Here is a 24,255-nt window from a genome sequence, read left to right on the forward strand (position 1 = left end):
GTTCAGATTTTTGGGGCAAGCCACTGGGGTTTTGGGTGTTCAGGAATTTTTGGGCGCGCAACAGAAACTGTGGGAGTGGGCTTGCTCACGAAGGCGTCAGGTCAATCAGATCATCTATAACTGACACCCCGCTTTCGCGAGCCAGCCGGCTCCCACATTTGTGATTCTGCGGGGTTACATAAGGTGTTTTTCCGGCTCCGGAATACTCGCCGAGCCCAACACCGCCGGCAGCAACCCGGCGCGCAAATCCCCACCACTCGGCTGTTGATACAGACTCAAGCCAAACTCCGGCAACACTGCCAGAAGGTAATCGAAAATATCCCCCTGAATCCGCTCGTAATCGGCCCACACCGTGGTGCGGGTGAAGCAGTAGATTTCCAGCGGAATGCCCTGCGCGGTGGTCTGCATCTGCCGGACCATGCAGGTCATGTTCGGCTGAATCTCCGGGTGACTCTTCAGGTACGCCAGTGCGTAGGCGCGAAAGGTGCCGATGTTGGTCATGCGGCGGCGGTTGGCCGACATGGCCGCGACGTTGCCTTGCGCCTCGTTCCAGGCCTTGAGCTCGGCTTTCTTGCGGCCCATGTAGTCGGTCAGCAGGTGCACCTGCGAGAGCTTTTCTTCCTCGTCGTCGCGGATGAAACGCACGCCGCTGGCATCGATGAACAGGCTGCGTTTGATTCGCCGTCCGCCCGATTGCTGCATGCCGCGCCAGTTCTTGAACGACTCGGACATCAGCCGCCAGGTCGGAATCGAGACGATGGTTTTATCAAAGTTCTGCACCTTGACCGTGTGCAGCGTGATGTCGACCACGTCGCCATCGGCGCCGACTTGCGGCATCTCTATCCAGTCGCCGACCCGCAGCATGTCGTTGCTGGTCAACTGTACGCTGGCGACGAACGACAGCAGCGTGTCCTTGTAGACCAAGAGGATCACAGCCGACATCGCACCCAGACCCGACAGCAGCAACAGCGGCGAGCGGTCGATCAGGGTGGCGACGATGATGATCGCGCCGAACACGTACAAGACCATTTTCGTCAGCTGCACGTAGCCTTTGATCGAGCGGGTGCGCGCATGCTCGGTGCGTGCGTAGATGTCGAGCAAGGCATTGAGCAGGGCGCTGACCGCCAGCAGCAGAAACAGGATGGTGAACGCCAGCGCGACGTTGCCGAGGAAATTCATCGCGGTTTTGCTCAGCTCCGGCACCAGGTGCAGGCCGAACTGGATGACCAGCGACGGCGTCATCTGCGCCAGCCGTTGAAACACCTTGTTGTGGCGAAAGTCGTTGATCCAGTGCAGCGCCGGCTGGCGGCCGAGCATGCGGCTGGCGTGCAGGATCAGGTAACGCGCCACCCGTCCGAGCACCAGCGCGATGACCAGCAGTACCAGCAGCGCCAGTCCCGATTGCAGAAGTGGGTGCTCTTCGAGCGTGCCCCAGAGGCCTTGGGCTTTGAGCCAGAGCTGTTTGATATCCATAAGCGAAACATTTCTTCTGTAAGACGCGAGGGCCGATTAGAGCATTTAAGACGCTGTGTATTGCAGCGAGTGACAAATCGGGCAACAAAAAAACCACTGATTGTCGCCGTTTGCACAAAGAAACTCGGCCTGAGCGCTCGAAACCGGTAACCTATGCAGCTGTTTTTTTGCATATCTTCGAGGTAGCACCCGTGTTTTCCCAATTCGCCCTGCACGAACGCCTGCTCAAAGCCGTGGCCGAGCTGAAATTTGTCGAGCCAACGCCAGTGCAAGCCGCGGCCATCCCGCTGGCGCTCCAGGGGCGTGATCTGCGGGTGACGGCGCAAACCGGTAGCGGCAAAACCGCCGCTTTCGTCCTGCCGATCCTCAATCGCCTGATCGGCCCGGCGAAGATCCGGGTCAGCATCAAGACGCTGATCCTGCTGCCAACCCGTGAACTGGCCCAGCAGACGTTGAAGGAAGTCGAACGCTTCTCGCAGTTCACTTTCATCAAGTCAGGCCTGATCACTGGCGGCGAAGACTTTAAAGTCCAGGCCGCAATGCTGCGCAAAGTGCCGGACATCCTCATCGGCACCCCGGGGCGGATGATCGAGCAGCTCAACGCCGGCAACCTCGACTTGAAAGAAGTCGAAGTGCTGGTGCTCGACGAAGCCGACCGCATGCTCGACATGGGTTTCGCCGAGGACGTGCAGCGTCTGGTCGATGAGTGCCCGAACCGTCAGCAGACAATGCTGTTCTCCGCCACCACCGGCGGTTCCGGCCTGCGCGAGATGATCGCCAAGGTCCTGAACAACCCAGAGCATTTGCAGCTCAACGCGGTCAGCCAACTGAACTCGACCACCCGCCAGCAAATCATCACCGCCGACCACAATCAGCACAAAGAGCAGATTGTGAACTGGCTGCTGGCCAACGAGACCTACCAGAAGGCCATCGTTTTCACCAACACCCGCGCCATGGCCGACCGCATCTACGGCCGCCTCGTGGCTCAGGAATACAAAGCGTTCGTGCTGCACGGCGAGAAAGACCAGAAGGATCGCAAACTGGCGATCGATCGTCTGAAGCAGGGCGGTGTGAAAATTCTCGTCGCGACCGACGTTGCGGCCCGTGGTCTGGACGTCGACGGTCTGGATCTGGTGATCAACTTCGACATGCCACGCAGCGGTGACGAATACGTACACCGCATCGGTCGTACCGGCCGTGCCGGTAACGATGGTCTGGCGATCTCGCTGATCTGCCACGGCGACTGGAATCTGATGTCGAGCATCGAACGCTACCTGAAGCAAAGCTTCGAGCGACGCACGATCAAGGAAGTCAAAGGCACCTACGGCGGGCCGAAAAAGGTCAAGGCCTCGGGTAAAGCCGTGGGCGTGAAGAAGAAAAAGACCGACGCCAAGGGCGACAAAAAGAAAACCGCCGCCAAGACGCCGACCAAGCGCAAGAGCGTCAACCGTCCAAAGCCGGATTCTCTGGTGAGCAGCGACGGCATGGCCCCGCTCAAGCGCCGCAAGCCGGCCGAGCCTGCGGCTGAGTAAGCTATAGACCGCGCATAAAAAAACCGGACACTGTCCGGTTTTTTTTCGTCCTCAACTGTCGGCTTTTTTCTCCGCCGACCCCAGTTCCTTCAAACGCTGGTCGATCAACTGGCACTTGTCCGGCAGATCCGCGCTAGCCGTGCCCAGATCCATTTTCTGCAACTCGGCGTTGATCTCCTTGGCCTTTTCCGGATTCTGCTCGGTGAGCTTCGAGACTTCCTTGGCCAGTTGTTCGCGTTTGATCGTCGCCTCTTCCGGCGTGCAAGCCCAGACGGGCAGGGCGCAGACAAGGGTGGCGGCGAGAGACAGCTTGATCAGGGTTTTCATGGGCAGGCCTCAGTTCCGGTTAAGGCGGGTTAACCGGTTGAGGGCTGAAGCGTGGCAAAAGTTCAGAAACTGTGGGGCCAGGGTTGCGCTCAATCGGCATGGCAGCAGCCCGACTTCGGCGCACCGTCATACCGATCATGATGTCGCACCCATTCCATGATCTCGTCTTCATTCCTGCCCTTGGACGTCAGATCCAGATAGTGGTAAGCGCCAACCAGCATGTCCAGGCCCCGGGCATAAGTCGAGTAAGTGTGGAATATGTCGCCATCCGCGTTGCGATAAAACACGCTCAGCCCCGGCATTTCTTCCTCGGCGCTGTCGGTTTTTTCGTAGTTGTAGGTAGCCTTTCCCGCCGCGACGTCCTCAGCCCGGGCGCAGACGCCGAAGTCGTAATTGAAATCGCAACCTTCTGACGAGACCCAGTCGAATTTCCAGCCCATGCGTTGTTTGAATGCCTGAAACTCGCGCAACGGCGCGTGGGAAACGGCGACGACCGCAACATCGTGATGGGCCAGGTGCTGGTTGGCGCCGTCGATGTGATCGCTGAGGAACGAGCAGCCCCGGCAGCCTTCCTCCCAGCCTTTGGCAAACATGAAATGGTAGATGATCAACTGGCTGTTGTTGCCAAACAGGTCGTTGAGCTTGAGCTCGCCGTTCGGGCCTTGAAAATGATAGTCCTTGTCGACTTTCATCCACGGCAGGGCGCGGCGCTCGGCGCTGAGGCGATCGCGTTCACGGGTGAAGGCCTTTTCGTGGGCCAGATGCTGCTCGCGGGCGGCGAGCCATTCTTCGCGTGATACCACCGGATGGTTTGCAACGTTCATGACGATGTCTCCTGCGGGTTGAACCGGCTGTTTCAGCCTAGTCGTTCATCGTGCGAGGTAATCGACAGCCGCCGGTCGGTCGGGGCCTGAAATACTGCTGAACGGCTGCGCAGCGCTTCGGTCACAACCTTGAACGCGGCACAAAATCACCCGCACCGGAGGTTGGATCAGGATGACGACTTATAACTGGGATTTGATTGAACGTTTGCTGCATGAAGTGCAGAACAGCGCTGGCCACAGCTTCGCCCCCCGCGCCTATGCCGAAGATCATGCGGCCGAGAAAGCCAGCGCCGGCGAGCCGATCGATAATCTCGATCAGCTGAAAACCCTGGCCTGTGATTATGAAAAACTTCTGCTGGAACGCGGATTCATCGAGCCGCGGCCGGATCATGAAGGCAGCACCGGCAATAATTTCATCCTGACGCCACGCGGTTCGAGCCTGTTGAGCCTGATCGACAGCAGCATTCCCGGCAACGATCATCCGCGTCAGGTGCTGGATGAGCAGGAAGATGCGCTGGATGAAGCGACGTTTGATGAAGTCGCTTCAAAGGCTCAAATCGCCTGAATCAGCGAATTCCGCCCTGTGGGAGCGAGCCTGCTCGCGAATACGGTCTGTCGGTGACATTGAACTGTCTGATACACCGCTTTCGCGAGCAGGCTCGCTCCCACATTGGAGTCCAGTGATTTCAAGGTTTCTGCGCGGCCTTCAGGCACTTCAGGTCATTGAAGTCCTTGCGCACTCCCTCGATTTTCTTCAACAAACGCTCACGCTGTTGCGGCGTGCTTTCAGCCATCAGGTCAACGAACAACGAGCGTGCCTGGGCTTCGGTGTTGGCGTAGGCCTTGCGGTAATCCGCTGTCCACAACCGCTCGCGGTTGACCAGAAGCGTCTCGATGCGTTGTGGGAATTCCGCGCTTTGGCGTTGCGCAACGGCAGCGCTGAACTGTTGCTGCCAGTGCGCGCGGTTGGCGATCCATTGAGTGTTCTGGTCGCCCAAGGCGTTGGTCCAGGCTACGACGCGTTGCTTCTGCGTGTCGCTGAGCGGGCCTAGCCAATCGTTCAAGCGTTTTTCCATGCGCTCGCCGCGCTCCTTGATCTGCTGGGCCAGCGGGGGCTTCACGTATTCCTGCTGGCGTTTGCGCAAATCCTTGGCAAACGCATCGTTCATTTCCGCGACCTGTTTATCGTCCAGTCCTTGCAATAGCTCGATCGCCGATGGGGTGATTTCGCGGGCGGTTTCGGCAATGGCCTGCTTGGCTTCGGCGGTGCGCTCCTGCAGGGCGGCGTCGCTGACCTGATTGCTTTCGACCATGGCCTGCAATCGGTCCAGCCAGTCGAGGTAACCCGGTAACTGCGTGGTGCAGTGCCAGATCAGGTGTTCTCTGAGCCTTTCGTTGAACCAGTCTTTCTGCTCGCCGTTCATGTCCACGTAATCGCTCAGCGACCACGGGATGATTACGTCGAGGTTGCGGTAGGCTAGGCCCACGCGGCTGCAAGCGCCGAGGGCGAGGGTAAAGATGAGCAGGGCGGCAATCTGTTTGAACCAGCGAGACATGGGCAAATCCTTGCGAGAGCCTGGCGTCGGAAATCTGATTCTTATGTGATGCAGGATGCGCGCGGCAGTTCAGCCGATCAATAGAACGTACGTACGGCCTTGAGGGTGACGAGGCCGTCGCACTCACTGTTGTGCCCGGAATAGGCCGAGCAATCACTGCCGCTGAGGCTGGAGTCGCTGTAGATCAGATCAAGATCGACGCCCATGAATGGCCGCGACAGTTTCACTGACCAATCAGTGAAACTGCTGATGTAACCGCCGTCCACCGCCACTGGCGTATTCAATAGGTGCGTGGTGTATTTCATGCTCACGCCAATGCCGAACGGCTGATTGCCAGTGAGGTCGGCAAACAAGGTGTTGTTCTGTTTATCCGGATCGTTGCTCAAGGCGATGCCGAAGCGACTGCCGAGCAGGGTCAGACCACCAAACAGCTCCTGGCTGTCGAGGGTGTCCACCCGGGGATAGCTGTAATGGATCATCCCGACTTCATAGCCGAGCACCTGATCGAACGGCTGCTTGAAGCCGACGTAGGAATCGATCTCGAGGTTCTTGCCCGGGCTGATGCCCATGCTCGGCGCGTACTGGCCGAAATACACGCCGCTGTCGTGGCTCAGGTCGAGGCCGCCATGGAACGAACCGACCGCCGCCGGCTTGACCAGTCCCTGGGCCATGCTGCGGCTGGGCGTGGTGCCAAGCTTGAGATCGAAGTCGCCGAGTTCACCCTGAAAAACCTGCGCGTGCGCGGTCGTGCCTGACAGCAGGCTGACGAACAATAAACAGGGAAATGGGCGCATGCGTCACTCCATGAACCGCGAGCGCAGGGCGAAGGCCTGCTGAAACGCTTGATCTAGACGCGTGCAAGGATACCGACGAATGCTCGGCATTGATGGCCGTTCGTCGATTTTCGGGGATTTTTGTTTAAAGAGAAGGGGTATTGCGCGGTGCCAGTCCAGGCGCTTCGAAGCTCAAAGCGCCTCTGGACGGGGTGAAACCGTATTACTTCTTGCCCAGGCTGATTTGCTTGGACGGGCCGAATGTCTGGCCACTGACGCCTTTGGCAATTTGCTGGATCTCGCCGCCGGACTTGAGGAATGCTGCGATCTGATCGTTGATCGATTCGCTGGTTTCAACGGCTGGAGCTGGCTTTGCTTTGCTGGTGGATGCTTTTACACGCATGGCGGCCATTAACCTTTAGAAAAGTAACTCGGCCAGGCATCGTACAGGAATAACTTGACAATAGCTTGGTAAATATCCCCCGGAATAACCAGGCCCAGCGCTGCATTAATGCCGGGCGGCCACTCGTAATAAGCGACTAACCTACTGTTTTAAATAAGAACATTTAATTGAGATGAGGCCAATCAGCGCAGCTGTGAAGCGTCGGGTCGGACTGACGAGCGGCACCTTGTCGGGCAGTGATCAAGCAAAATCAACAGGTTGAAGCAGATTTTCCGCTGCGAGGATCTGTCGCCCGACGTCTGCGGCAAAAACGGGTAGAATGCCGCCCACGTATTGAGGGTTTTGGAAATGGCTTTAGTCGGGCGTTACAACAGTTTGCAAGTGGTTAAACACACTAACTTCGGTTTATATCTGGACGGCGGTGCCGACGGCGAAATTCTTTTGCCCAACCGTTATATCCCCAAAGATATTCCCAGCGAAGATGAAGACTGGCTCAACGTATTCATCTATCTGGACAGCGAAGACAAACTTCTCGCCACCACGGAAAAACCGAAAGTTCAGGTCGGCGAATTTGCCAGCCTGAAAGTCGTTGAAGTCAACAGCATCGGCGTGTTCCTCGACTGGGGCCTGCCGAAAGATCTGTTGCTGCCGTACTCGGAAGAAAAGCGCCAGATGACCGCTGGCGAATACTGCGTGGTGCACGTCTACCTCGACAAACACACGCGCCGCATCACCGCCACCGCACGCCTCGATCGTTACCTGGACAAGACCCCGGCCACCTACAGCCCGGGCCAGGAAGTTGATCTGCTGGTAGCCGAAGCCACCGACATGGGCTTCAAGGCGATCATCAACAACAAGCACTGGGGCCTGATCCACAAGAACGAGATTTTCAAGTTCATGCGTTCGGGCATGCGCGAGAAAGGCTTCATCAAGGAAGTGCGCGCCGACGGCAAGATCAGCCTGAGCCTGCAACCGGTTGGCCAGGAAGCGGCCAGCAGTCTGAGTTCGAAGATCCTCGGCAAGTTACGCGAAAACGACGGCACCCTGGCGGTCAGTGACAAGAGTGATCCGGCACTGATCAGCAGCCTGTTCGGCGTCAGCAAGGGCAACTTCAAGAAAGCCATCGGCTCGCTGTACAAGGAAGGCAAGATCGTCATTCACGCCGATCGCATTGAACTAACCTGACTCACCGCAGGCCCATGGTAGGAGCTGCCGAAGGCTGCGATCTTTTGATCTTGATCTTGTATGAAACAGATCAAGAGATCGCAGCCTTTGGCGGCTCCTACATATAGAGGGAAGGCAAATGAAAAAGGCGCTGATCGCTTACGTCGCAACGCTGCTGACGTTTCTGCTGCTCGACGGCATCTGGCTCGGGCTGCTGATGGCGCCGACCTATCGCGAACTGCTCGGTTCGCTGATGCTGGAAAAACCGCTGCTGTTGCCCGCAGCGGTTTTTTATTGCCTGTACGTTATTGGCTGCGTGGTGTTTGTCGTGTTGCCGGCGCTGAGCTGGCAGCGGGCGGCGAAGCTGGGTGGGCTGTTGGGGCTGGTGGCGTACGGCACTTATGACCTGACCAATTGGGCGACCTTGCGCGACTGGTCGGTGCAGGTGAGTTTGATGGATTGGGCGTGGGGGACAGTGGCTACGGCGGTTGCTTGCGCTGTCGGTTATTGGGTGGCGAAGCGATTTGCGTGAGCTGATCCTGCAGTTGTGTTGGCACTGCGGGCCTCTTCGCGAGCAAGCCCGCTCCCACATGTTCACCGAACCCTCTGTGGGAGCAGGCTGGCTCCCAGATGTTCACCGAACCCTCTGTGAGCAGGCTGGCTCCCAGATGTTCACCGAACCCTCTGTGGGAGCAGGCTGGCTCCCAGATGTTCACCGAACCCTCTGTGGGAGCAGGCTGGCTCTCACATGTTCACCGACCCCTCTGTGGGAGCAGGCTGGCTCTCACATGTTCACCGACCCCTCTGTGGGAGCTGGCTGGCTCCCACATGTTCACCGAACGCTCTGTGGGAGCAGGCTGGCTCCCAGATGTTAACCGAACGCTCTGTGGGAGCAGGCTGGCTCCCACATGTTCAGCGAACCCTTTGTGGGAGCAGGCTGGCTCTCACATGTTCACCGAATCCCCTGTGGGAGCGGGCTTGCCCGCGAATGACGGCGCAGCCGTCAACCATTCAGCGCTGACGCCACTGACCAAATAAAGGTCTTTTCCAGACGGCTTTTTCCGCGCGACTGATTGATAATCCCCGACACTGTTTTCTGACCATTGGATGGCCTGCCATGTTGTGTGTGTTCGAGGTGTTGCGGTGAGTGCCGAGCGGCGCAATGCCGACGGTTTTGCCCTGCAAGTGATGATCGGCCTGTGCCTGATCTGGGGGGTGCAGCAAGTCCTGATCAAATGGGCGGCAACGGACATCGCGCCGGTGATGCAAGCGGCGGGACGCTCGGGGATTTCCGCGTTGCTGGTCGGTTTGCTGATCTGCTGGAAGGGCGGTTGGGATCAGGTGGGCAGCACCTGGCGCGGCGGCTTGCTGGCCGGTGCGCTGTTTGGTCTGGAGTTCCTGTTCATTGCCGAAGGACTGCAACTGACCACCGCCGCGCACATGTCGGTGTTCCTCTATACCGCGCCGATCTTCACTGCACTCGGCGTGCATTTTCTGCTCGCCAGCGAGCGTTTGCGACCGTTGCAATGGCTGGGGATTCTGCTGGCGTTCATCGGCATCGCGATTGCCTTCGCCGGCGGTGTGTCGTGGGACAACCTCGACCGCCGCATGCTGCTGGGCGATGCCTTCGGCGTGCTGGCCGGCGCTTGTTGGGGCGCGACCACCGTGGTGGTGCGTGCCTCGCGGCTGTCGGAAGCACCGGTGACGCTGACCCTGTTTTATCAATTGCTGGTCGGTTTCATCGGTCTGCTGTTGATCGCGTTGTTCAGCGGCCAGATCACCCACGTCAGCCTGACTACCGTGGCGGTGGCCAGTGTGCTGTTCCAGGGCCTGGTGGTGTCGTTCTTCAGTTACCTGGTGTGGTTCTGGCTGCTGCGCCGTTATCTGGCGGCGAACCTTGCGGTGTTCTCGTTCATGACGCCGTTGTTCGGCGTGACCTTCGGCGTGCTGCTGCTCGACGAACAGTTGAGCCTGAACTTCGTCATCGGCGCCGTGCTGGTGCTGCTCGGCATCACTTTCGTCAGCGCCGAGCAGTGGCTGCGTCGGCGTTTGCGCAAGGCACTGGGCCAGTAGCCCTGGCCTGCATCGCCAGCGCGCCGGCCACCAACAGGCGCGCGCCGGCGATCAGCAGCGCCGGCTGCAAACCGCCGCTGAAATGGCTGCTCAGCGCCGCCAGCAGCGGGCCGCTCAGCTGGCCGACAGCGAAGCACGCCGTGAGCATCCCGGCGTTGCGCTGAGTGGCGTGGGGCGCCAGCTCTCGCGAACGCTGCATGACCAGTTGCATGCAGGCCAGAAACGGCGTGCCGCAGAGGATCACCCCCAACGCCAAGCCGAGGCCGCTGCCCAGCAGACAGGCAAATACCCCGGCCGCTTGCAGCCACAGCGTCGCCATCAGCCAGTGCCGCGTGGTCTCGGGATCATGTCGGCGCAGACTCACCAGCCACACACCGATTGCCGCGCCGAGACCAAAGCACGGCCAGAACAGATCCGCCTGCCACTGGCCGTGAAATTGTGCATTGGCCATCTGCGACAGGAACGTTGCCGGAATGATGTAGCCGATGCCGTACAACGCATACACCAGCGCCAGCCGGCCAATGCCTCGATTCGCTGAAGTCGCCGGGGTGATCGCCGTCTTCGTTGCCGCTGCAGGCTGCGGCAACAACCGCCAGACGCCGAGCATCATCAGCAACGCGGCGGCCGCGTAAATCAGCCAAAGGGTTGCCGATGTCTGCTGCAAGCGGTGTGAGACCAGCGCCAGCAAGCCTGTGAGAAATATCCCCAGACCCGGCCCGGCAAAAACCAGAGCGCCCCAGCGCGGACGACCCGCGGCCGCCGCCAGCGGCTGACTGAGTGAAGTGATCATCACCAGCACCCACGCACTCGCCACGCCGGTACCAAAACGCAACAGCAAGTGCGACCAGAAACCGTTGGCCCAGAACGACGCCAGGGTCAGCAGCACGCACAGCCACAACCCACCATGCAGGCGTCGCTGCACCTGCTGTGGCCGATGCGCGAACATCGCATCCACAGCACCGAGCAGATACCCGAGATAGTTGGCCGCCGCGATCAACCCGGCGGCAGTGAGGTCGATCTGCCCTTCGCTGAGCAGGTGCGGCATCTGTGGCGTCAGGGCGAAGCGGCCGATGCCCATGGCCATCATCAGGGCAATGAAACAGGCGGATAAACGTATCAGCGGCGACATGGTCGGGCTTCCTTCAAAGGAGCAATGACCGTCAGGCTAGGATCGATTGACTTTCTTTAAAATTGAATAATAGTGAGTAACTTGTTCTGTTCAGGAGAAAGCAGTGGAATTCAGCCAACTGCGGATATTTCAGGCGGTCGCCGAGGAAGGCTCTATCACCCGCGCCGCCGAGCGCCTGCATCGCGTGCCATCAAATCTGTCGACGCGCCTGAAACAGCTCGAGGAGCAACTGGGTGTCGAACTGTTCGTCCGCGAACGACAGCGCTTGCAGTTGTCGCCGGCGGGCAAGGTTTTGCTCGACTACACCGGCAAACTCTTCGCTTTGCGTGATCAGGCCAGCGCGGCAGTGATGGGCGGGCAACCGGCTGGGGATTTCGTGCTGGGCACCATGTACAGCACGGCGGCGATCCATCTGCCGGCGCTGCTGGCGCGTTATCACAAGCAATACCCGATGGTGAATTTGCAGGTGCAATCGGCGCCGACCGGGGAATTGCTCGAAGGGTTGCTCACCGGCCGCCTCGACGCAGCATTGGTCGACGGTCCGCTGCAATTGGCCGGGCTCGATGGCGTGCCGCTGTGCGAGGAGCGGCTGGTGCTGATCACTGAAATCGATCATCCGCCGGTACGCACCGCGCGCGACGTGGAAGGGCGTTCGGTATTCACCTTCCGTCAGGGCTGTTCATATCGCATGCGTCTGGAAGCGTGGTTCTCTCATTACCACGCGGCGATGGGCCGGCCGATGGAGATCGAGTCGTATCAGGGCATGCTCGCCTGTGTGATCGCCGGCAGTGGTGTCGCGTTGATGGCCGAGTCGATGCTCGCCAGCTTGCCAGGTCGTGAGAGCGTTGCGGTGCATCCGTTGGCCGAGCCGTTCGCGGGTGCGACAACGTGGCTCATGTGGCGCAAGGGCATGGCCGGGGCCAACCTGAATGCCTGGATCGACGTGCAGCAAGCGGTCTATCCCGTGGCTTTGCATGAAGTACGTGAAACAGCGTGAACCAAACACAACAGTTTCTGTTCAATTCAGTAACAGATCATTGCGGATTTGGCCGCGCATTGCGTAGGACTTCGGACTATTATCAGTGCGAAGCGGCCTCAGAATTCCGGCTGCTCAGCACCACCCTGAAGGGGGCATGACGATGAAAGAGAAAATCCAGAACTGGCTGCACGATTTGGGAGTTGCCCTCGGTTTGATCGAACCGCCTCTGCAACCGGTACCGATTCGCACGGACGACGAACAGCGTCGACGCCAGCCACGTCGCCGTTAATACCTGCGATCAGAGATTTCAAGATCGCAGCCGTCGGCAGTTTCTACAAAGGGTAGGAGCTGCCGAAGGCTGCGATCTTTTGCTTTTCATCAGGCAAAAAAAACGGGTGTGGCCACCGACGCCACACCCGTTGAAGAAAACATCAGGTCGTTACCGTTGATTCACACCGCAGTTGCCACTGTCGCCGGGCGCGGCGAGAACAGGCTGACCAGTACAAAGCTCACCAGGCTGACACCCAGGCTGTAATAGATCGGCGTGTTCGCATCCATGCCGTCCTTGACCATGAACACCAGCGCCGTAATAAAGCCTAGCGTCATCGCGCTGATCGCCCCGGCGGTAGTCGCACGCTTCCAGAAAATCGCGCCCATCAGCGGAATCAGCATGCCGCCGACCAAGAGGTTGTAAGCCAGGGTCAACGCGCTGATCACGTCGTTGACGACCAGAGCAATGCCCAGCACCGCGATCCCCGTCAGCAGCGTAAACAGACGGCTGACCGCGACGTTGGACTGTTTGCCACCGCGCAGTTTCGGCAGCAGGTCTTCGGTCAGGGTGGTGGACGCGGCGAGCAGGCCGGCGCTGGCGGTGGACATCATCGCCGCCAGTGCAGCAGCGATCACCAGGCCACGGATGCCGTCAGGCAGCGAGACTTTGACGATGGCGGCAAAGGCGTTGTTGACGTTGTCCAGATCCGGAATCAGTACATGCGCAGCCATGCCGATCAAGGCGCAGACCAGGCCGTAAATGATGCAGTAGATCCCGGCCGAGGTGCCGGCGTACTTGGCGACTTTTTCGCTTTTAGCGGTGAACACGCGTTGCCAGATGTCCTGGCCGATCAGGATGCCGAAGAAGTAGATCATGAAGTAGGTGATGATCGTGTCCCAGCCGATGCTGGTGAAGTTGAAGCTGGCCGCCGGCAGTTGCGCGACCAGTTGATCCCAGCCACCGACGCGGTACAGGCAGATCGGCAGCAGCAGGAACATCAGGCCCACCGTCTGGATGCCGAACTGGACGATATCCGTCAGGGTCAGCGACCACATGCCGCCGATCGTTGAATAAATCACCACGATGCCGCCGCCCAGCAGTATGGAGACCCAGAAGGGCAGACCGAACAATACCTGCAGCACGGTGCCGATCGCCAGAATCGAGGTCACGCCGATCATCAGCGCGTAAGCGAGCATGATCGTCGCACTGGCGGTGCGCGCCATCGGGTTGTAGCGCTTCTCCAGGACCTGGGTGACGGTGAATACCTTGAGTTTCAGCAAGGGTTTGGCGAGGAACAGGTTCAGCGCGACGATGCCGCAACCCAGTGCCGCACACAGCCAGAAACCGGAAATGCCATGCACGTAACCCAGGCGGACCGTGCCGACCGTGGACGCGCCGCCGAGGACGGTTGCTGCCATGGTGCCCATGTACAGCGACGGCCCCAGATTACGCCCGGCAACCAGATAGTCTTCGTGGGTCTTGGCCTTGCGCATGCCGTAGTAGCCGAGAATCAGCATCGCAGCGGCATAAATGAGTACGACGAATAAATCCAAAGCCATGATGGCGTGTCTCCGATTGTCTTTTTTATGGTCAAGCAAATGGGGTCTGCAAGGCTTCCTGTGGGAGCGAGCCTGCTCGCGAAGTCGCACGCACATTCAATAAAGATGTGACTGACAGATCGCTTTCGCGAGCAGGCTCGCTCCCACAGGGGATGGGTGTCAGGCGGCCTGACGCAGTTGAGGTTTTATGGCGGCTTCGCTGCGCACATCCGTCGGCCCAAACACCTCCCGAGGTTCGGGGAACAGGCGCAGCAGCGTCAGATACACCACCGACGCCAGGCCCAATGTCACCGGCAAACTGATGTCGATGCCACCGGCCAGTTCGCCCAGCGGGCCGACGAACTGCCCCGGCAGGTTGACGAAGCACAGGCCGACCAGCGCACTCGGAATCCACGCCCCCAGACCGCGCCAGTTCCAGCCGTGGTTGAACCAGTAGCGTCCGCCCTGTTCGCCGCGGGTGAACACTTGCAGGTCATCCGGGCAGTAGAAGCCGCGCCGCACCAGCAGGCCGATGATCATGATCACCATCCACGGGGTGGTGCAGGTGATGATCAGCACGGCGAAGGTCGACACGCTTTGCACCAGGTTCGCCGCAAAACGGCCGATGAAGATGAAAGCGATCGACAGCACGCCGATCAGCAAGGTCGCCTTGACGCGGGAGAGCACGCGCGGGAACACGCTGGACATGTCCAGGCCGGTGCCATACAGCGACGTGGTGCCGGTGGACATGCCGCCGATCACCGCAATCAGGCACACCGGCAGGAAGAACCAGCTCGGCGACACGGCCAACAGGCCGCCGACATAGTTGTTCGCGGCGATGTAGTCCGGCGCCTTGATCGCGACGATGGTGGCGGTGGCGAGGCCGAACAGGAATGGGATCAACGTTGCCAGTTGCGCGGCGATCACCGCCAGCATGATCCGGCCCTTCGGTGTCTCACGCGGGATGTAGCGCGACCAGTCGCCGAGGAATGCACCGAAGGAAATCGGGTTGCTCATCGCCACCAGCGCTGCGCCGATGAACGCCGCCCAGAACCCGGCCTGACCCAGCGCCACGCTGCCGGCGTAGTGGCTGTCGAAAGCAGGGGCGAAGGCGAAGATGCCGAGCAGGAACAACAGGCTCGCGGCCCACACGGCGATGCGGTTGACCCACAGCATGATGCGAAAACCGTAGATGCACACGGTCAGCACCAGCAGCGCGAACAGACCGTAGGCCAGGCCCAGGGTCAGGTCGGTTTCCGGCAAATCGACGAGGCGTTTGGCGCCGCCGACCAGCGCGTCACCTGAGCTCCACACTGACAGCGAGAAGAACGCGATCGCCGTCAACAGCGACAGGAACGAACCGACAATCCGCCCGTGCACGCCGAAGTGCGCACCGGAAGACACGGCGTTGTTGGTGCCGTTGAGCGGGCCGAACAGGCCCATTGGCGCGAGGATCAGCGCACCGACCACCACACCCAGCACAATCGCCCAGACACCGGCCTGAAACGACAGGCCGAACAGCACCGGGAAACTGCCGAGCACAGCGGTGGCAAACGTATTGGCGCCGCCGAAGATCAAGCGAAACAGGTCGCTGGGTCGGGCGTCGCGCTCATGATCCGGGATCTGTTCGACCCCGTTTGTTTCGATACTGCTAAGGCTTTTTTCGTTGTTGTTGTTATTCATGATCTGCTCCGATCATCAGGCGCGCTCATCGTGCGTGAGCGTCACCATTGGCTAAGGGGGTGGCAGCCCTTCCGGCATTGCGGACAAATGTTCGTGACAGGCCAGCCATAGGCCTTGTTGTTCTAGGCTCGACGCTTGTTTTCTGAAAACAATCGTCTCGCGCTCCTGGCTGAAGTGTTGCTCCCCTTGCATGCGCAGCTCGGTGGCCACGTCATGGATGAAAATCGCCACGTCACCCTGCAGGCTGACGAAGGCGTTACTCGAGGTGCACGACAGCACCTCGAATCCATCCTCGGCGCGCCAGCGGTCCCACAACGCCTGATAGGCATCGCGCGACAACAATGGCTGCTCGAGGGTGTAGAAAACGAAGCTGGCATCGGTGCTGAATGCGCCGAAGTAAGCTTCGCGATCGTTACGCGCAAACGCGGCGACCAACTCGGCGGCCGCGTGCAAAACCTGATCACGTGCGTGCATGACCCGACCCTCAGCGATGAACCACGCCAGGCAGTACGCAGAGCATTTCGTACAGCAGGTTGGCGGCCAGCAGCGAGGTGTTGCCGGTGGTGTCGTAAGCGGGCGAGACTTCTACCAGATCGCAACCGATCAGGTCGAGGCCCTGACAGCCACGGACGATTTCAATCGCCTGAATGGTGGTCAGGCCGCCGATTTCCGGGGTGCCGGTGCCGGGCGCCCAGGCCGGGTCGATGCCGTCGATGTCGAAACTCAGATACACCGGACCGCCACCGACCTTCTCGCGCACTTCCGCCATCAGCGGCGCCAGCGACTTGTGCCAGCACTCTTCGGCCTGCACCACGCGGAAACCCTGGTCGCGGCTCCAGTTGAAGTCGTCGGCGGTGTAGCCCTGGGCACGCAAACCGATCTGCACCACGCGGTCGCAGTCGAGCAGACCTTCTTCGACGGCACGACGGAATGTGGTGCCGTGGGCGATCTTCTCGCCGAACATGTGATCGTTGACGTCAGCGTGGGCATCGATGTGCACCAGGCCAACCTTGCCGTGCTTTTTATGAATCGCGCGCAGGATCGGCAGGGTGATGGTGTGGTCGCCACCCAGCGTCATCGGGATAACGTTGTGCTCGAGAATGTTGTCGTAGGCTTCTTCGATGATGCGCACGGCGTCGAGCAGGTTGAAGGTGTTGATCGCCACGTCACCGATGTCGGCCACCGACAGCGAGTCGAACGGTGCGGCGCCGGTGGCCATGTTGTACGGGCGGATCATCACCGATTCGGTGCGGATGTCGCGCGGCCCGAAGCGGGTGCCGGGGCGCAGCGAAGTGCCGATGTCCAGCGGCACGCCAACGAAGGCAGCGTCGAGGCCGGCAGCGGTCGGTACATGGGGAAGTCGGAGCATGGTGGCGATGCCGCCGAAGCGCGGCATTTCATTGCCGCCCAGTGGTTGGTGAAGAATCTTGTCCACGGGTAGGGCCTCATCGTCTTTGTTTTATTTATGCCGGCGCGCCGTTGAGCACAGGTTCGCACGCCGCTGTGGGGCCGATGATGCGAAATGTAGTGGCGGGGAAGAATCGCTACGGGCAAAAACTTAGTTCAGATTTTTCTAAACTAATGCCAACCAGCGGCTTAGACTTCGCACCACTGGAATCTCTGAAGATCTCACTCTGTGGGAGCGAGCCTGCTCGCGAAGAGGGCATGACAGTCAACCTCGATGGCGACTGACCCGACGCCTTCGCGAGCAGGCTCGCTCCCACAATATGATCTCCATCGAACTGTGCATTGCGCGTTACCTCATGACCGGAGCAGAAATGGCCAACGCCTTACCCGACCTGAAACTCCTGCGCATCTTCGTCAGCGTTGTGCGCCATCAGGGTTTTGCCAATGCGCAGCAGGAACTCAACCTGTCGACCTCGGCGATCAGCACCTACATGAGCCAGCTCGAAGCCGCGTTGGGTCTGGTGCTGTGCCATCGCGGGCGCGGCGGGTTCAGCCTGACCAGCAAGGGCGAGCTGTTCCATCAGGAAACCCTGCGCCTGCTCGCCGAACTTGAAGGCTTCGAGCAGTACGCCGCCGCGCTCAAGGGCGAACTGCGCGGCACGCTCAACCTCGGGGTGATCGATTCGACGGTCAGCGACAAAGCCCTGCCATTTGCCGAAGCCATCGGCGCCTACAGTCAGGAACACCCAGCGGTGCATCTGCACTTGTCGGTGATGAGCCCTTACGAATTGCAGCTCGGCGTGCAGGACAATCGCCTCGATCTGGCCATCGGTGCGTTTTCCACGCGCATGAGCGGTCTGGTCTACATGCCGCTGTACCGCGAGCAGCACTGGCTGTATTGCAGCAGTCGTCATCCGTTGTTCAACGAGCGGCGCATCCCCGAGCAGGTCATCACCCAGCAACGGATGGTCGGGCGCGGTTACTGGAGTCAGGCGGAACTGGCCCGGCATGGTTTCAAACACAGCGCCGCGACCGTGGAAAGCATGGAAGCGCAGCTGATTCTGGTGCTCTCCGGCGCCTACATCGGTTATCTGCCGGAGCACTACGCGCAGGCCTGGGCCGACAAGGGCGATCTGCGCGTTCTGCTGCCAGCGACCTTCGGTTACCAGGCACCGTTTTCGATGATCATGCGCAGGGGCCGCAGCCGCGAGCCGCTGATCCAGACCTTCCGCGATTTGCTTAAAGCGCAGCTCAATCAGGCTTGATAAAAAAATGTCCCGACCACAATGCCCGCGCTGCCTGCGCCCCCAGACCCATTGCCTGTGCCCATTGATTCCGCACCTCGACAGCCGCACGCGCGTGTTAGTGCTGCAGCATCCCGGCGAGGTCAGCCACGCCCTGAATACCGCGCGACTGGCGGCGCTGGGTTTGACCAATGCCGAGCTGATTGTGGGTGAGGTGTTCGAGGATTTGCCGACGTTGTTGAACCGGCCGGGCTATCAGGCGCGGCTGTTGTTTCCGGCTGAAGATGCGCAGCCGCTGCAGGTTTACGCGGCGAATGATCAGCCAATGTTGCTGGTCGTCCCGGACGGCACCTGGCGCAAGGCGCGCAAGATGCTGCACCTCAATCCGCTGCTGGCGGCGCTGCCACGGGTGACCCTCGCCGAGGGCGGTGTGTCGCGCTATCGCCTGCGCAAAGCACCGGCGCCGGGGGCGCTATCGACTATCGAGGCGATCGTGCAGGCGCTGGAAACCCTCGAAGCGCCGACGACGTTTGCGCCGTTGCTCAAGCCGTTTGAAGCGCTGATCGAAGGGCAGATTGCGGCGATGGGGGAGGAGACTTTCCAGCGTAATCATGGCGACAGATGATCATTGTCTGTGCGGGCCGCTTTGCGAGCAGGCTCGCTCCCACAGGGGAACGCATCCCAAATGTGGGAGCGAGCCTGCTCGCGAAAGCGCCAGATCAATCACCGCAATTCAAAGATCACTAGCGCTCGCGCATCGCCTCGGTCCGCGCTTTCAACACCGGTTTGAGCAGGTAATCCAAAACGCTTTTCTCCCCGGTAATAATGTCCACTGTCGCCACCATCCCCGGGATGATCAGCAGCGGTTTCACATCGCCGCCCAAGTGATTCTTGTCGGTGCGCACCTGAATCAGATAGAAGCTGTTGCCCTTGTCATCGGTAATCGTATCGGCGCCGATCAGCTCGAGCTTGGCGCTCAGCCCGCCGTAAATCGTGTAGTCGTAGGCACTGAACTTGACCATGGCTTTCTGGCCCGGATGCAGGAACGCGACATCTTGCGGGCGGACTTTTGCTTCGATCAGCAGGTTGTCTTCCAGCGGCACGATTTCGACCATGTCGCTGCCCGGCTGGACCACGCCGCCGATGGTGTTGACCTTCATCTGCTTGATCACGCCACGCACCGGCGACGTCACCGTAGTGCGGCTGACGCGATCGTCGATGGCGATGCTCGAGGCGGTGATTTTCGACAGGTCGGTGCGTTTCTCATTCAGCTCTTTGGCAGCCTCGGAACGGAAGGTTTGCTCGGATTCGTCGATCTTGCTGCGAATCTCGGCAATGGCCGATTCGGCCCGGGGAATCGCCAGCGTGGTGGCGTTCAGTGAGCCGCGAATTTCCACGGCGCTGCGTCTGAGACGGAGGATTTCCACCGGTGACACAGCGCCGGTTTTCACCAGCGGTTCCGACATGTTCATCTCTTGCTGCAACAACGCGAGGCTGGAGCTGAACTGGCCTTGCTTGGAACGAAACTCCGCCAGTTCCTGGGTTTTCTGCCGCAGTTGTTCACTGAGGGTGCGCTGCTCGCTGGCCAGGCGCCGTTGACGTTGCTCGTACAACGAACGCTCGTCCTCGGCGACTTGCGGTGCCTTGGCGATCACTTCGGCGGAGAGTTTGAAGGGACGTCCCTCGGCCTCCGCTGACAGCCGTTCAACCTGCGCGGTCAGCGCGTAACGGTCGGCCTCGCTTTCGCCCTTGTTCGAGCGAAAGCGTGTGTCATCCAGACGCAGCAGGGTGTCGCCCTTGCCGACCATCTGGCCTTCGCGAACGAAAATCTCGGTGACGATGCCGCCCTCGAGGTTCTGGATCACCTGAACCTTGCTCGACGGAATCGCCTTGCCTTCGCCCATGGTCACTTCTTCGAGCACGGCGAATTTGGCCCAGACCAGCGCTGCGATCAGCAGCGCTGCCGCCAACCACACGGTGATCCGCGATTTGCGCGGCGAATCCTGCAATGCCGCGCCGGCGGTTTCCGGCATGAATTCGGCCTCGGCACTTTTGCCGAAGCTGTCGAAGTAGCCGCGCTTGTTGCTATCGGAAGTAGCTGGCATGGCGTAACTCCTAGACCGCCGCCGAGCCGACACGGCCCTTGCGCAGTGCATCGATGACCGCTTCTTTCGGGCCGTCGGCGACGACCCGGCCGTTGTCCAGCACCAGCAACCGGTCCACCAGGCTCAGCATCGAGGTGCGGTGAGTCACCAGCAGCAGGGTTTTGCCTTGCACCCAGCCATGCAGTTTCTGCCGCAGTGCATCTTCGCTGCTGTTGTCCATGGCGCTGGTGGGTTCGTCGAGCAGCATGATCGGTGGATCGAGCAGTAACGCCCGCGCCAGCAAAACCGCCTGGCGCTGGCCGCCGGAAAGCAATTGCCCGCGTTCGCCCACCGGTCGGTCGAAACCTTGCGGGTGTTGCCGAGCCAGTTCGGTAACGCCGGTCAGCTCGGCGACTTCGAGCATGCGCGAGTCGCTGATGTAGCGCGCGCCCAAGGTCAGGTTGTCACGCAGGCTGCCGGCCAACAGCGGCAGGTCGTGGGCGACATAACCGATCTGCTGGCGCAGGTCAGCCACGTCCAGTTGGCGCAGGTCGAGGCCGTCGAGCAGCAACTGGCCTTCCTCCGCTTCGTAGAAGCCCATGACCAATCGCGCCAACGTACTTTTGCCGGAACCGCTGCGGCCGATGATGCCGACTCGCTCGCCGGCTTTCAGGCTGAAGCTGACCTCGCTTAGCGCCGGTGCGTTCTGGCCGTTGTAGTGGAACGTCACGCCGCTGACGTCCAGTGCGCCTTGCAGCTGCGTGCGTTCCAGTGGCCGTTGTTTGCCGTCGCGTTCCTGCGGCAGCGCCATCAGCGCGTCGGTGCTTTTCATGGTCAGTTGCGCTTGCTGGTAGCGGGTGATCAGCCCGGCGATCTGCCCGAGCGGGGCGAGCACGCGGCTGCCGAGCATGTAGGTGGCGACCAGCGCGCCGACACTGAGGTTGCCGGCGATGATGCTGTAGACCCCGGCAACAATCGTCGCCATCCCGGAAAATTGCTGGATGAACAACGTGCCGTTGGTGGCCAGGGCCGACAGGTTGCGCGCATGGCTGTCGAGGCGGGTGAGGGCGCCGTGGGTGCTTTCCCATTTGTGCTGGCGCTCGCTTTCGGCGCCGCAGGCCTTGAGGGTTTCCAGGCCACCGAGGGTTTCGATCAGCACCGCCTGACGCTCGGCGCCGAGGCTCAGGCTTTTCTGCACGGTGTCGCGCAGGCGCACCTGAATCGCCATGGCGAAGATGATCGTGATCGGAAACGCCAGCAGCGGAATCACCACCAGCCAGCCACCGAGCAGGCCGATCACCACCAGCATCAACACCACGAAAGGCAAGTCGATCAGGCTGGTCAGGGTCACCGCGGTGAGAAATTCACGCAGGCCCTGGAAATCATGAATGCTCTGGGCAAAGCCGCCGATGGTTGCTGGCCGCGCCTTCATCGACATGCCGGTGATGCGCTCGAACAAAGTTGCCGAGAGGATCACATCGGTTTTCTTTCCAGCGGTGTCGAGCAGGTGCGCGCGCACCACGCGCAGCACCAGTTCGAAACCGGTGCCGATCAGCAGGCCGATCGACAACACCCACAGCGTCGAAGTCGCCTGATTCGGCACCACGCGGTCGTAGGTCTGCATGACGAACAGCGGCACCATCAGGCCGAGCAGGTTGATCAGGAAACTGGCGAGGATCGCATCGCTGTACAGCCATTTCGACAATTTGAGAGTGTCGCGAAACCACGCATTTACCCTTGGCACCAGCGGCGCGCGCAGGTCTTCGAGTTCGTGGCGCGGGCGGGCGAACAAGGCCTGGCCGCTGTAGTGTTCGCTGAGCTCTTCGCGGCTGACCCATTGCTCGCCGCCATCGGCTTCGCTGGGCAGCAGCAGGGCTTTGCCATCCTCGCCAAACCGCCGCAGCACAGCGGTGCGGCCGTCGTTGAGCAGCAGCAGGATCGGCAGGTTCAGCGGTGAAATGTCTTTCAAGTCACGGCGCAACAAGCGCGCCTGTAATCCGGCCCGCGCTGCTGCACGGGGCAGCAGATCGAGGCTCAGGCGTTGTTTGTTCAAGGGCAGCCCGGCGCTCAGGCTGGCACGACTGACCGTGGCGCCATGCAGTTTGCAGAGGATCAGCAGACCGTCGAGTAACGGATCATCGAAGCTCAGGCGCGGATCGACCCCGGTGGCGCCGGGTTCCATGCTGGTCATAGTGATTGCCTCTGTTGAACAGTGATGCGAGGTGAACACGGCCCCTGTAGAAGCTGCCGAAGGCCGCGATCTTTTGACGTCGCTCTGAACGTGACCCGCGTACGGCTGCATTCCTTTGCTGCGCGTGGGAACGATCAGGATCAAAAGATCGCAGCCTTCGGCTCCTACACGGGTCTATTTCAACTCGGGCAGGCGCGCCTGGTTTTTCACTTCGGTCGTGGCAATCGCATCGGCCGGCAGCACCACGCGTTGCTTGCTCAGCAACTGGCCCATGTTCGCCAGCACGCGGTACATCGAGTATTCCTCGGTGTAGCGGATTTCGGTGTAGCGACGGTTGGCGTTGTACAGCTCGTTTTCGCTGTCGAGCAGGTCGAGCAGGGTGCGTTGGCCGAGGCCGAACTGGTCCTGATAAGCGGCGCGTACGCGTTTGGTGGTTTCGGCATATTCGCGAGCGGTCGGCGTCTGCTTCTTGGCGTTTTCCATGGCGTTCCAGGCCAGACGAATATTCTCGTTGAGCTGACGCAGAGCGTTGTTGCGGATGTCCATCGCTTGGTTGATGTCGTGCGCATTGGCCGCCAGACGCGCCTTGTCGCTGCCGCCACGGAACAGGTTGTAGTTCATCACCACACCGACACGCCATTCGTTGTCGTGGCCTTCGTCACCCTGCACGTTGTTGTTCGCGCCCACTGCCGCTTCCGCGTCGAAGCGCGGGTAGAACGGCGACTTGGCCACTTCGTACTGGCTCTCGGCGGACTGCACGTCAGCCTGGGCGGATTTCAGGTACGGGTTGTTATCGACCATGCTCTGCTGCGCTTCACGCAGGTCCGGCGGCAGCTCACCGCGAGTCGAGGCCGGGGTTTCCAGTTCGTCGGGCATGCGTCCGACCACGCTGTAGAAATTCGATTCGGCGTCGGCCAGATCGACTTCGGCGGTGTCGAGGTTGTTCTGCGCCAGTGCCCGACGGGCAACCGATTGATCGGAGTCGGCGGTACTGCCGATGCCGCGCTCGGTGCGCAGGCCGATCTGATCGTTGACGCGCAAGTGCGCCTGCAAATTGTTCTTCGCCAGCGTCACCAGCTCACGACGCTTGAGCACTTCGAGGTAGACCTCGATGGTGCGCAGGGCCAGATCCTGTGCGGTGCCTTGCGCGTAGTAGGCACGCGAGTTGGACACGCCCTTGGTGCGCTCGACCTCGTTGGCGGTGTTGAAACCGTCAAAGATCATCTGCCGCAAACGCAGCTCGGACTGGGTGTAATTGAGGATTTCGGTGTTGTGATTACCGAAGGCGCGGGTGTTGGTGTTGTCGCTGTAGCCGCGACCGTAGGCAGCGTTCAGATCGACCGACGGATAAAACCCGCCCTTGGCCACTTTGACCTGTTCATCCGCAGACAGGCGGGCGTCCACGCGCGAAGCGAGTTCCGGGTGAGTGGCGATGGTGCTCTGAATCGCCTCGGTGAGGTTCATCGCCTGGGCTTGGGAAGTGCAAGCCATGGCCAGCAAAACCGCGCTGCAGAGGGGGGTTAAAACGCGCATGGGTGCATCTCCCTGGATCTCAATGTTGTGTTACCGTCGCCAAATATTTGACGTAATTTTAGGGTGTAAGC

At 60.4% G+C, this 24,255-nt stretch carries 23 protein-coding genes; 9 read left to right on the forward strand and 14 right to left on the reverse strand.

Features of this window, described 5'->3' with window-relative positions; all coding sequences use genetic code 11:
* Positions 1–174: 174 nt before the first annotated feature.
* Positions 175–1,473 (reverse strand): mechanosensitive ion channel family protein, encoded by a 1,299-nt coding sequence (locus AB4N53_RS00300; protein WP_460125068.1) that lies wholly within the window; start codon positions 1,471–1,473, stop codon positions 175–177.
* Positions 1,474–1,664: 191 nt separating this feature from the next.
* On the opposite strand from AB4N53_RS00300, the gene AB4N53_RS00305 reads away from it, so the two are divergent.
* Positions 1,665–3,005 carry a DEAD/DEAH box helicase gene (locus tag AB4N53_RS00305; protein WP_024012040.1) on the forward strand — a complete coding sequence of 447 codons (1,341 nt, stop codon included), beginning with the start codon at positions 1,665–1,667 and terminating at the stop codon, positions 3,003–3,005.
* 51 nt (positions 3,006–3,056) lie between these two features.
* Here the strand turns inward: AB4N53_RS00305 and AB4N53_RS00310 are convergent, their stop codons facing one another.
* Both AB4N53_RS00310 and AB4N53_RS00315 read right to left on the reverse strand, forming a co-directional pair.
* Positions 3,057–3,332, reverse strand: coding sequence for a hypothetical protein (locus AB4N53_RS00310; protein ID WP_024012041.1), 276 nt, complete (start codon positions 3,330–3,332; stop codon positions 3,057–3,059).
* Positions 3,333–3,421: 89 nt separating this feature from the next.
* Positions 3,422–4,156, reverse strand: a complete 735-nt coding sequence (locus tag AB4N53_RS00315) for a DUF899 domain-containing protein (protein ID WP_460125073.1) — start codon at positions 4,154–4,156, stop codon at positions 3,422–3,424.
* Positions 4,157–4,328: 172 nt separating this feature from the next.
* On the opposite strand from AB4N53_RS00315, the gene AB4N53_RS00320 reads away from it, so the two are divergent.
* Entirely contained in the window at positions 4,329–4,721 is a 393-nt protein-coding gene (locus AB4N53_RS00320) for a transcriptional regulator (protein ID WP_460125076.1), read from the forward strand.
* Positions 4,722–4,842: 121 nt separating this feature from the next.
* On the opposite strand, the gene AB4N53_RS00325 is transcribed toward AB4N53_RS00320, so the two are convergent.
* The 3 genes from AB4N53_RS00325 to AB4N53_RS00335 all read right to left on the reverse strand — a co-directional run bounded on the left by AB4N53_RS00325 (position 4,843) and on the right by AB4N53_RS00335 (position 6,897).
* Positions 4,843–5,712, reverse strand: coding sequence for a DUF6279 family lipoprotein (locus AB4N53_RS00325; protein ID WP_460125079.1), 870 nt, complete (start codon positions 5,710–5,712; stop codon positions 4,843–4,845).
* 77 nt (positions 5,713–5,789) lie between these two features.
* Entirely contained in the window at positions 5,790–6,506 is a 717-nt protein-coding gene (locus AB4N53_RS00330) for a TorF family putative porin (protein ID WP_460125081.1), read from the reverse strand.
* 202 nt (positions 6,507–6,708) lie between these two features.
* Entirely contained in the window at positions 6,709–6,897 is a 189-nt protein-coding gene (locus AB4N53_RS00335) for a hypothetical protein (RefSeq protein ID WP_016985943.1), read from the reverse strand.
* Between the two features lie 339 nt (positions 6,898–7,236).
* Between AB4N53_RS00335 and AB4N53_RS00340 the strand changes: the two genes are divergently transcribed.
* The 3 genes from AB4N53_RS00340 to AB4N53_RS00350 all read left to right on the forward strand — a co-directional run bounded on the left by AB4N53_RS00340 (position 7,237) and on the right by AB4N53_RS00350 (position 10,125).
* Positions 7,237–8,073, forward strand: coding sequence for a CvfB family protein (locus AB4N53_RS00340; RefSeq protein WP_016771157.1), 837 nt, complete (start codon positions 7,237–7,239; stop codon positions 8,071–8,073).
* Positions 8,074–8,191: 118 nt separating this feature from the next.
* Positions 8,192–8,584 carry a DUF2177 family protein gene (locus tag AB4N53_RS00345; RefSeq protein WP_460125084.1) on the forward strand — a complete coding sequence of 131 codons (393 nt, stop codon included), beginning with the start codon at positions 8,192–8,194 and terminating at the stop codon, positions 8,582–8,584.
* A gap of 611 nt (positions 8,585–9,195) precedes the next feature.
* Entirely contained in the window at positions 9,196–10,125 is a 930-nt protein-coding gene (locus AB4N53_RS00350; RefSeq protein ID WP_460125086.1) for a DMT family transporter, read from the forward strand.
* On the opposite strand, the gene AB4N53_RS00355 is transcribed toward AB4N53_RS00350, so the two are convergent.
* Positions 10,073–11,254 carry an MFS transporter gene (locus tag AB4N53_RS00355; protein ID WP_460125088.1) on the reverse strand — a complete coding sequence of 394 codons (1,182 nt, stop codon included), beginning with the start codon at positions 11,252–11,254 and terminating at the stop codon, positions 10,073–10,075. The two genes, AB4N53_RS00350 and AB4N53_RS00355, sit on opposite strands and share 53 nt — an antisense overlap.
* A 103-nt stretch (positions 11,255–11,357) precedes the next feature.
* On the opposite strand from AB4N53_RS00355, the gene ptrR reads away from it, so the two are divergent.
* Together ptrR and AB4N53_RS00365 are read left to right on the forward strand one after the other, a co-directional pair.
* Complete coding sequence (ptrR, locus tag AB4N53_RS00360; RefSeq protein WP_460125090.1) at positions 11,358–12,251, forward strand: putrescine utilization regulator PtrR; 894 nt, start codon at positions 11,358–11,360, stop codon at positions 12,249–12,251.
* Positions 12,252–12,393: 142 nt separating this feature from the next.
* Positions 12,394–12,522 carry a PA1414 family protein gene (locus tag AB4N53_RS00365; protein WP_003184145.1) on the forward strand — a complete coding sequence of 43 codons (129 nt, stop codon included), beginning with the start codon at positions 12,394–12,396 and terminating at the stop codon, positions 12,520–12,522.
* 161 nt (positions 12,523–12,683) lie between these two features.
* Here AB4N53_RS00365 and AB4N53_RS00370 read toward each other — a convergent pair whose 3' ends face one another.
* The 4 genes from AB4N53_RS00370 to speB all read right to left on the reverse strand — a co-directional run bounded on the left by AB4N53_RS00370 (position 12,684) and on the right by speB (position 17,160).
* Positions 12,684–14,063, reverse strand: coding sequence for a sodium:solute symporter family protein (locus AB4N53_RS00370; RefSeq protein WP_460125093.1), 1,380 nt, complete (start codon positions 14,061–14,063; stop codon positions 12,684–12,686).
* A 159-nt stretch (positions 14,064–14,222) separates the two neighbouring features.
* The gene (locus AB4N53_RS00375; RefSeq protein ID WP_460125095.1) at positions 14,223–15,725 is read right to left on the reverse strand and encodes a purine-cytosine permease family protein; all 1,503 of its coding nucleotides are present in this window, start codon (positions 15,723–15,725) and stop codon (positions 14,223–14,225) included.
* A 51-nt stretch (positions 15,726–15,776) separates the two neighbouring features.
* Positions 15,777–16,199: a YybH family protein gene (locus AB4N53_RS00380; protein ID WP_460125098.1), complete on the reverse strand. Its 423-nt coding sequence runs from the start codon at positions 16,197–16,199 to the stop codon at positions 15,777–15,779.
* A gap of 10 nt (positions 16,200–16,209) precedes the next feature.
* Positions 16,210–17,160, reverse strand: coding sequence for an agmatinase (speB, locus tag AB4N53_RS00385; protein ID WP_003222717.1), 951 nt, complete (start codon positions 17,158–17,160; stop codon positions 16,210–16,212).
* A gap of 343 nt (positions 17,161–17,503) precedes the next feature.
* Between speB and AB4N53_RS00390 the strand changes: the two genes are divergently transcribed.
* Both AB4N53_RS00390 and AB4N53_RS00395 read left to right on the forward strand, forming a co-directional pair.
* Positions 17,504–18,397 (forward strand): LysR family transcriptional regulator, encoded by an 894-nt coding sequence (locus AB4N53_RS00390; protein WP_007956593.1) that lies wholly within the window; start codon positions 17,504–17,506, stop codon positions 18,395–18,397.
* 7 nt (positions 18,398–18,404) lie between these two features.
* On the forward strand, positions 18,405–19,001 hold the full coding sequence (locus AB4N53_RS00395) for a tRNA-uridine aminocarboxypropyltransferase (protein ID WP_460125100.1): 597 nt from the start codon (positions 18,405–18,407) through the stop codon (positions 18,999–19,001).
* 118 nt (positions 19,002–19,119) lie between these two features.
* Here AB4N53_RS00395 and AB4N53_RS00400 read toward each other — a convergent pair whose 3' ends face one another.
* The 3 genes from AB4N53_RS00400 to AB4N53_RS00410 form a co-directional block, all read right to left on the reverse strand.
* Positions 19,120–20,481 carry an HlyD family type I secretion periplasmic adaptor subunit gene (locus tag AB4N53_RS00400; protein ID WP_262137898.1) on the reverse strand — a complete coding sequence of 454 codons (1,362 nt, stop codon included), beginning with the start codon at positions 20,479–20,481 and terminating at the stop codon, positions 19,120–19,122.
* Positions 20,482–20,491: 10 nt separating this feature from the next.
* Positions 20,492–22,651, reverse strand: a complete 2,160-nt coding sequence (locus AB4N53_RS00405) for a type I secretion system permease/ATPase (protein ID WP_073472856.1) — start codon at positions 22,649–22,651, stop codon at positions 20,492–20,494.
* Positions 22,652–22,825: 174 nt separating this feature from the next.
* Positions 22,826–24,184 (reverse strand): TolC family outer membrane protein, encoded by a 1,359-nt coding sequence (locus AB4N53_RS00410; RefSeq protein WP_039761048.1) that lies wholly within the window; start codon positions 24,182–24,184, stop codon positions 22,826–22,828.
* Positions 24,185–24,255: the final 71 nt, after the last annotated feature.

This window comes from Pseudomonas sp. H3_E04 (assembly GCF_054668915.1).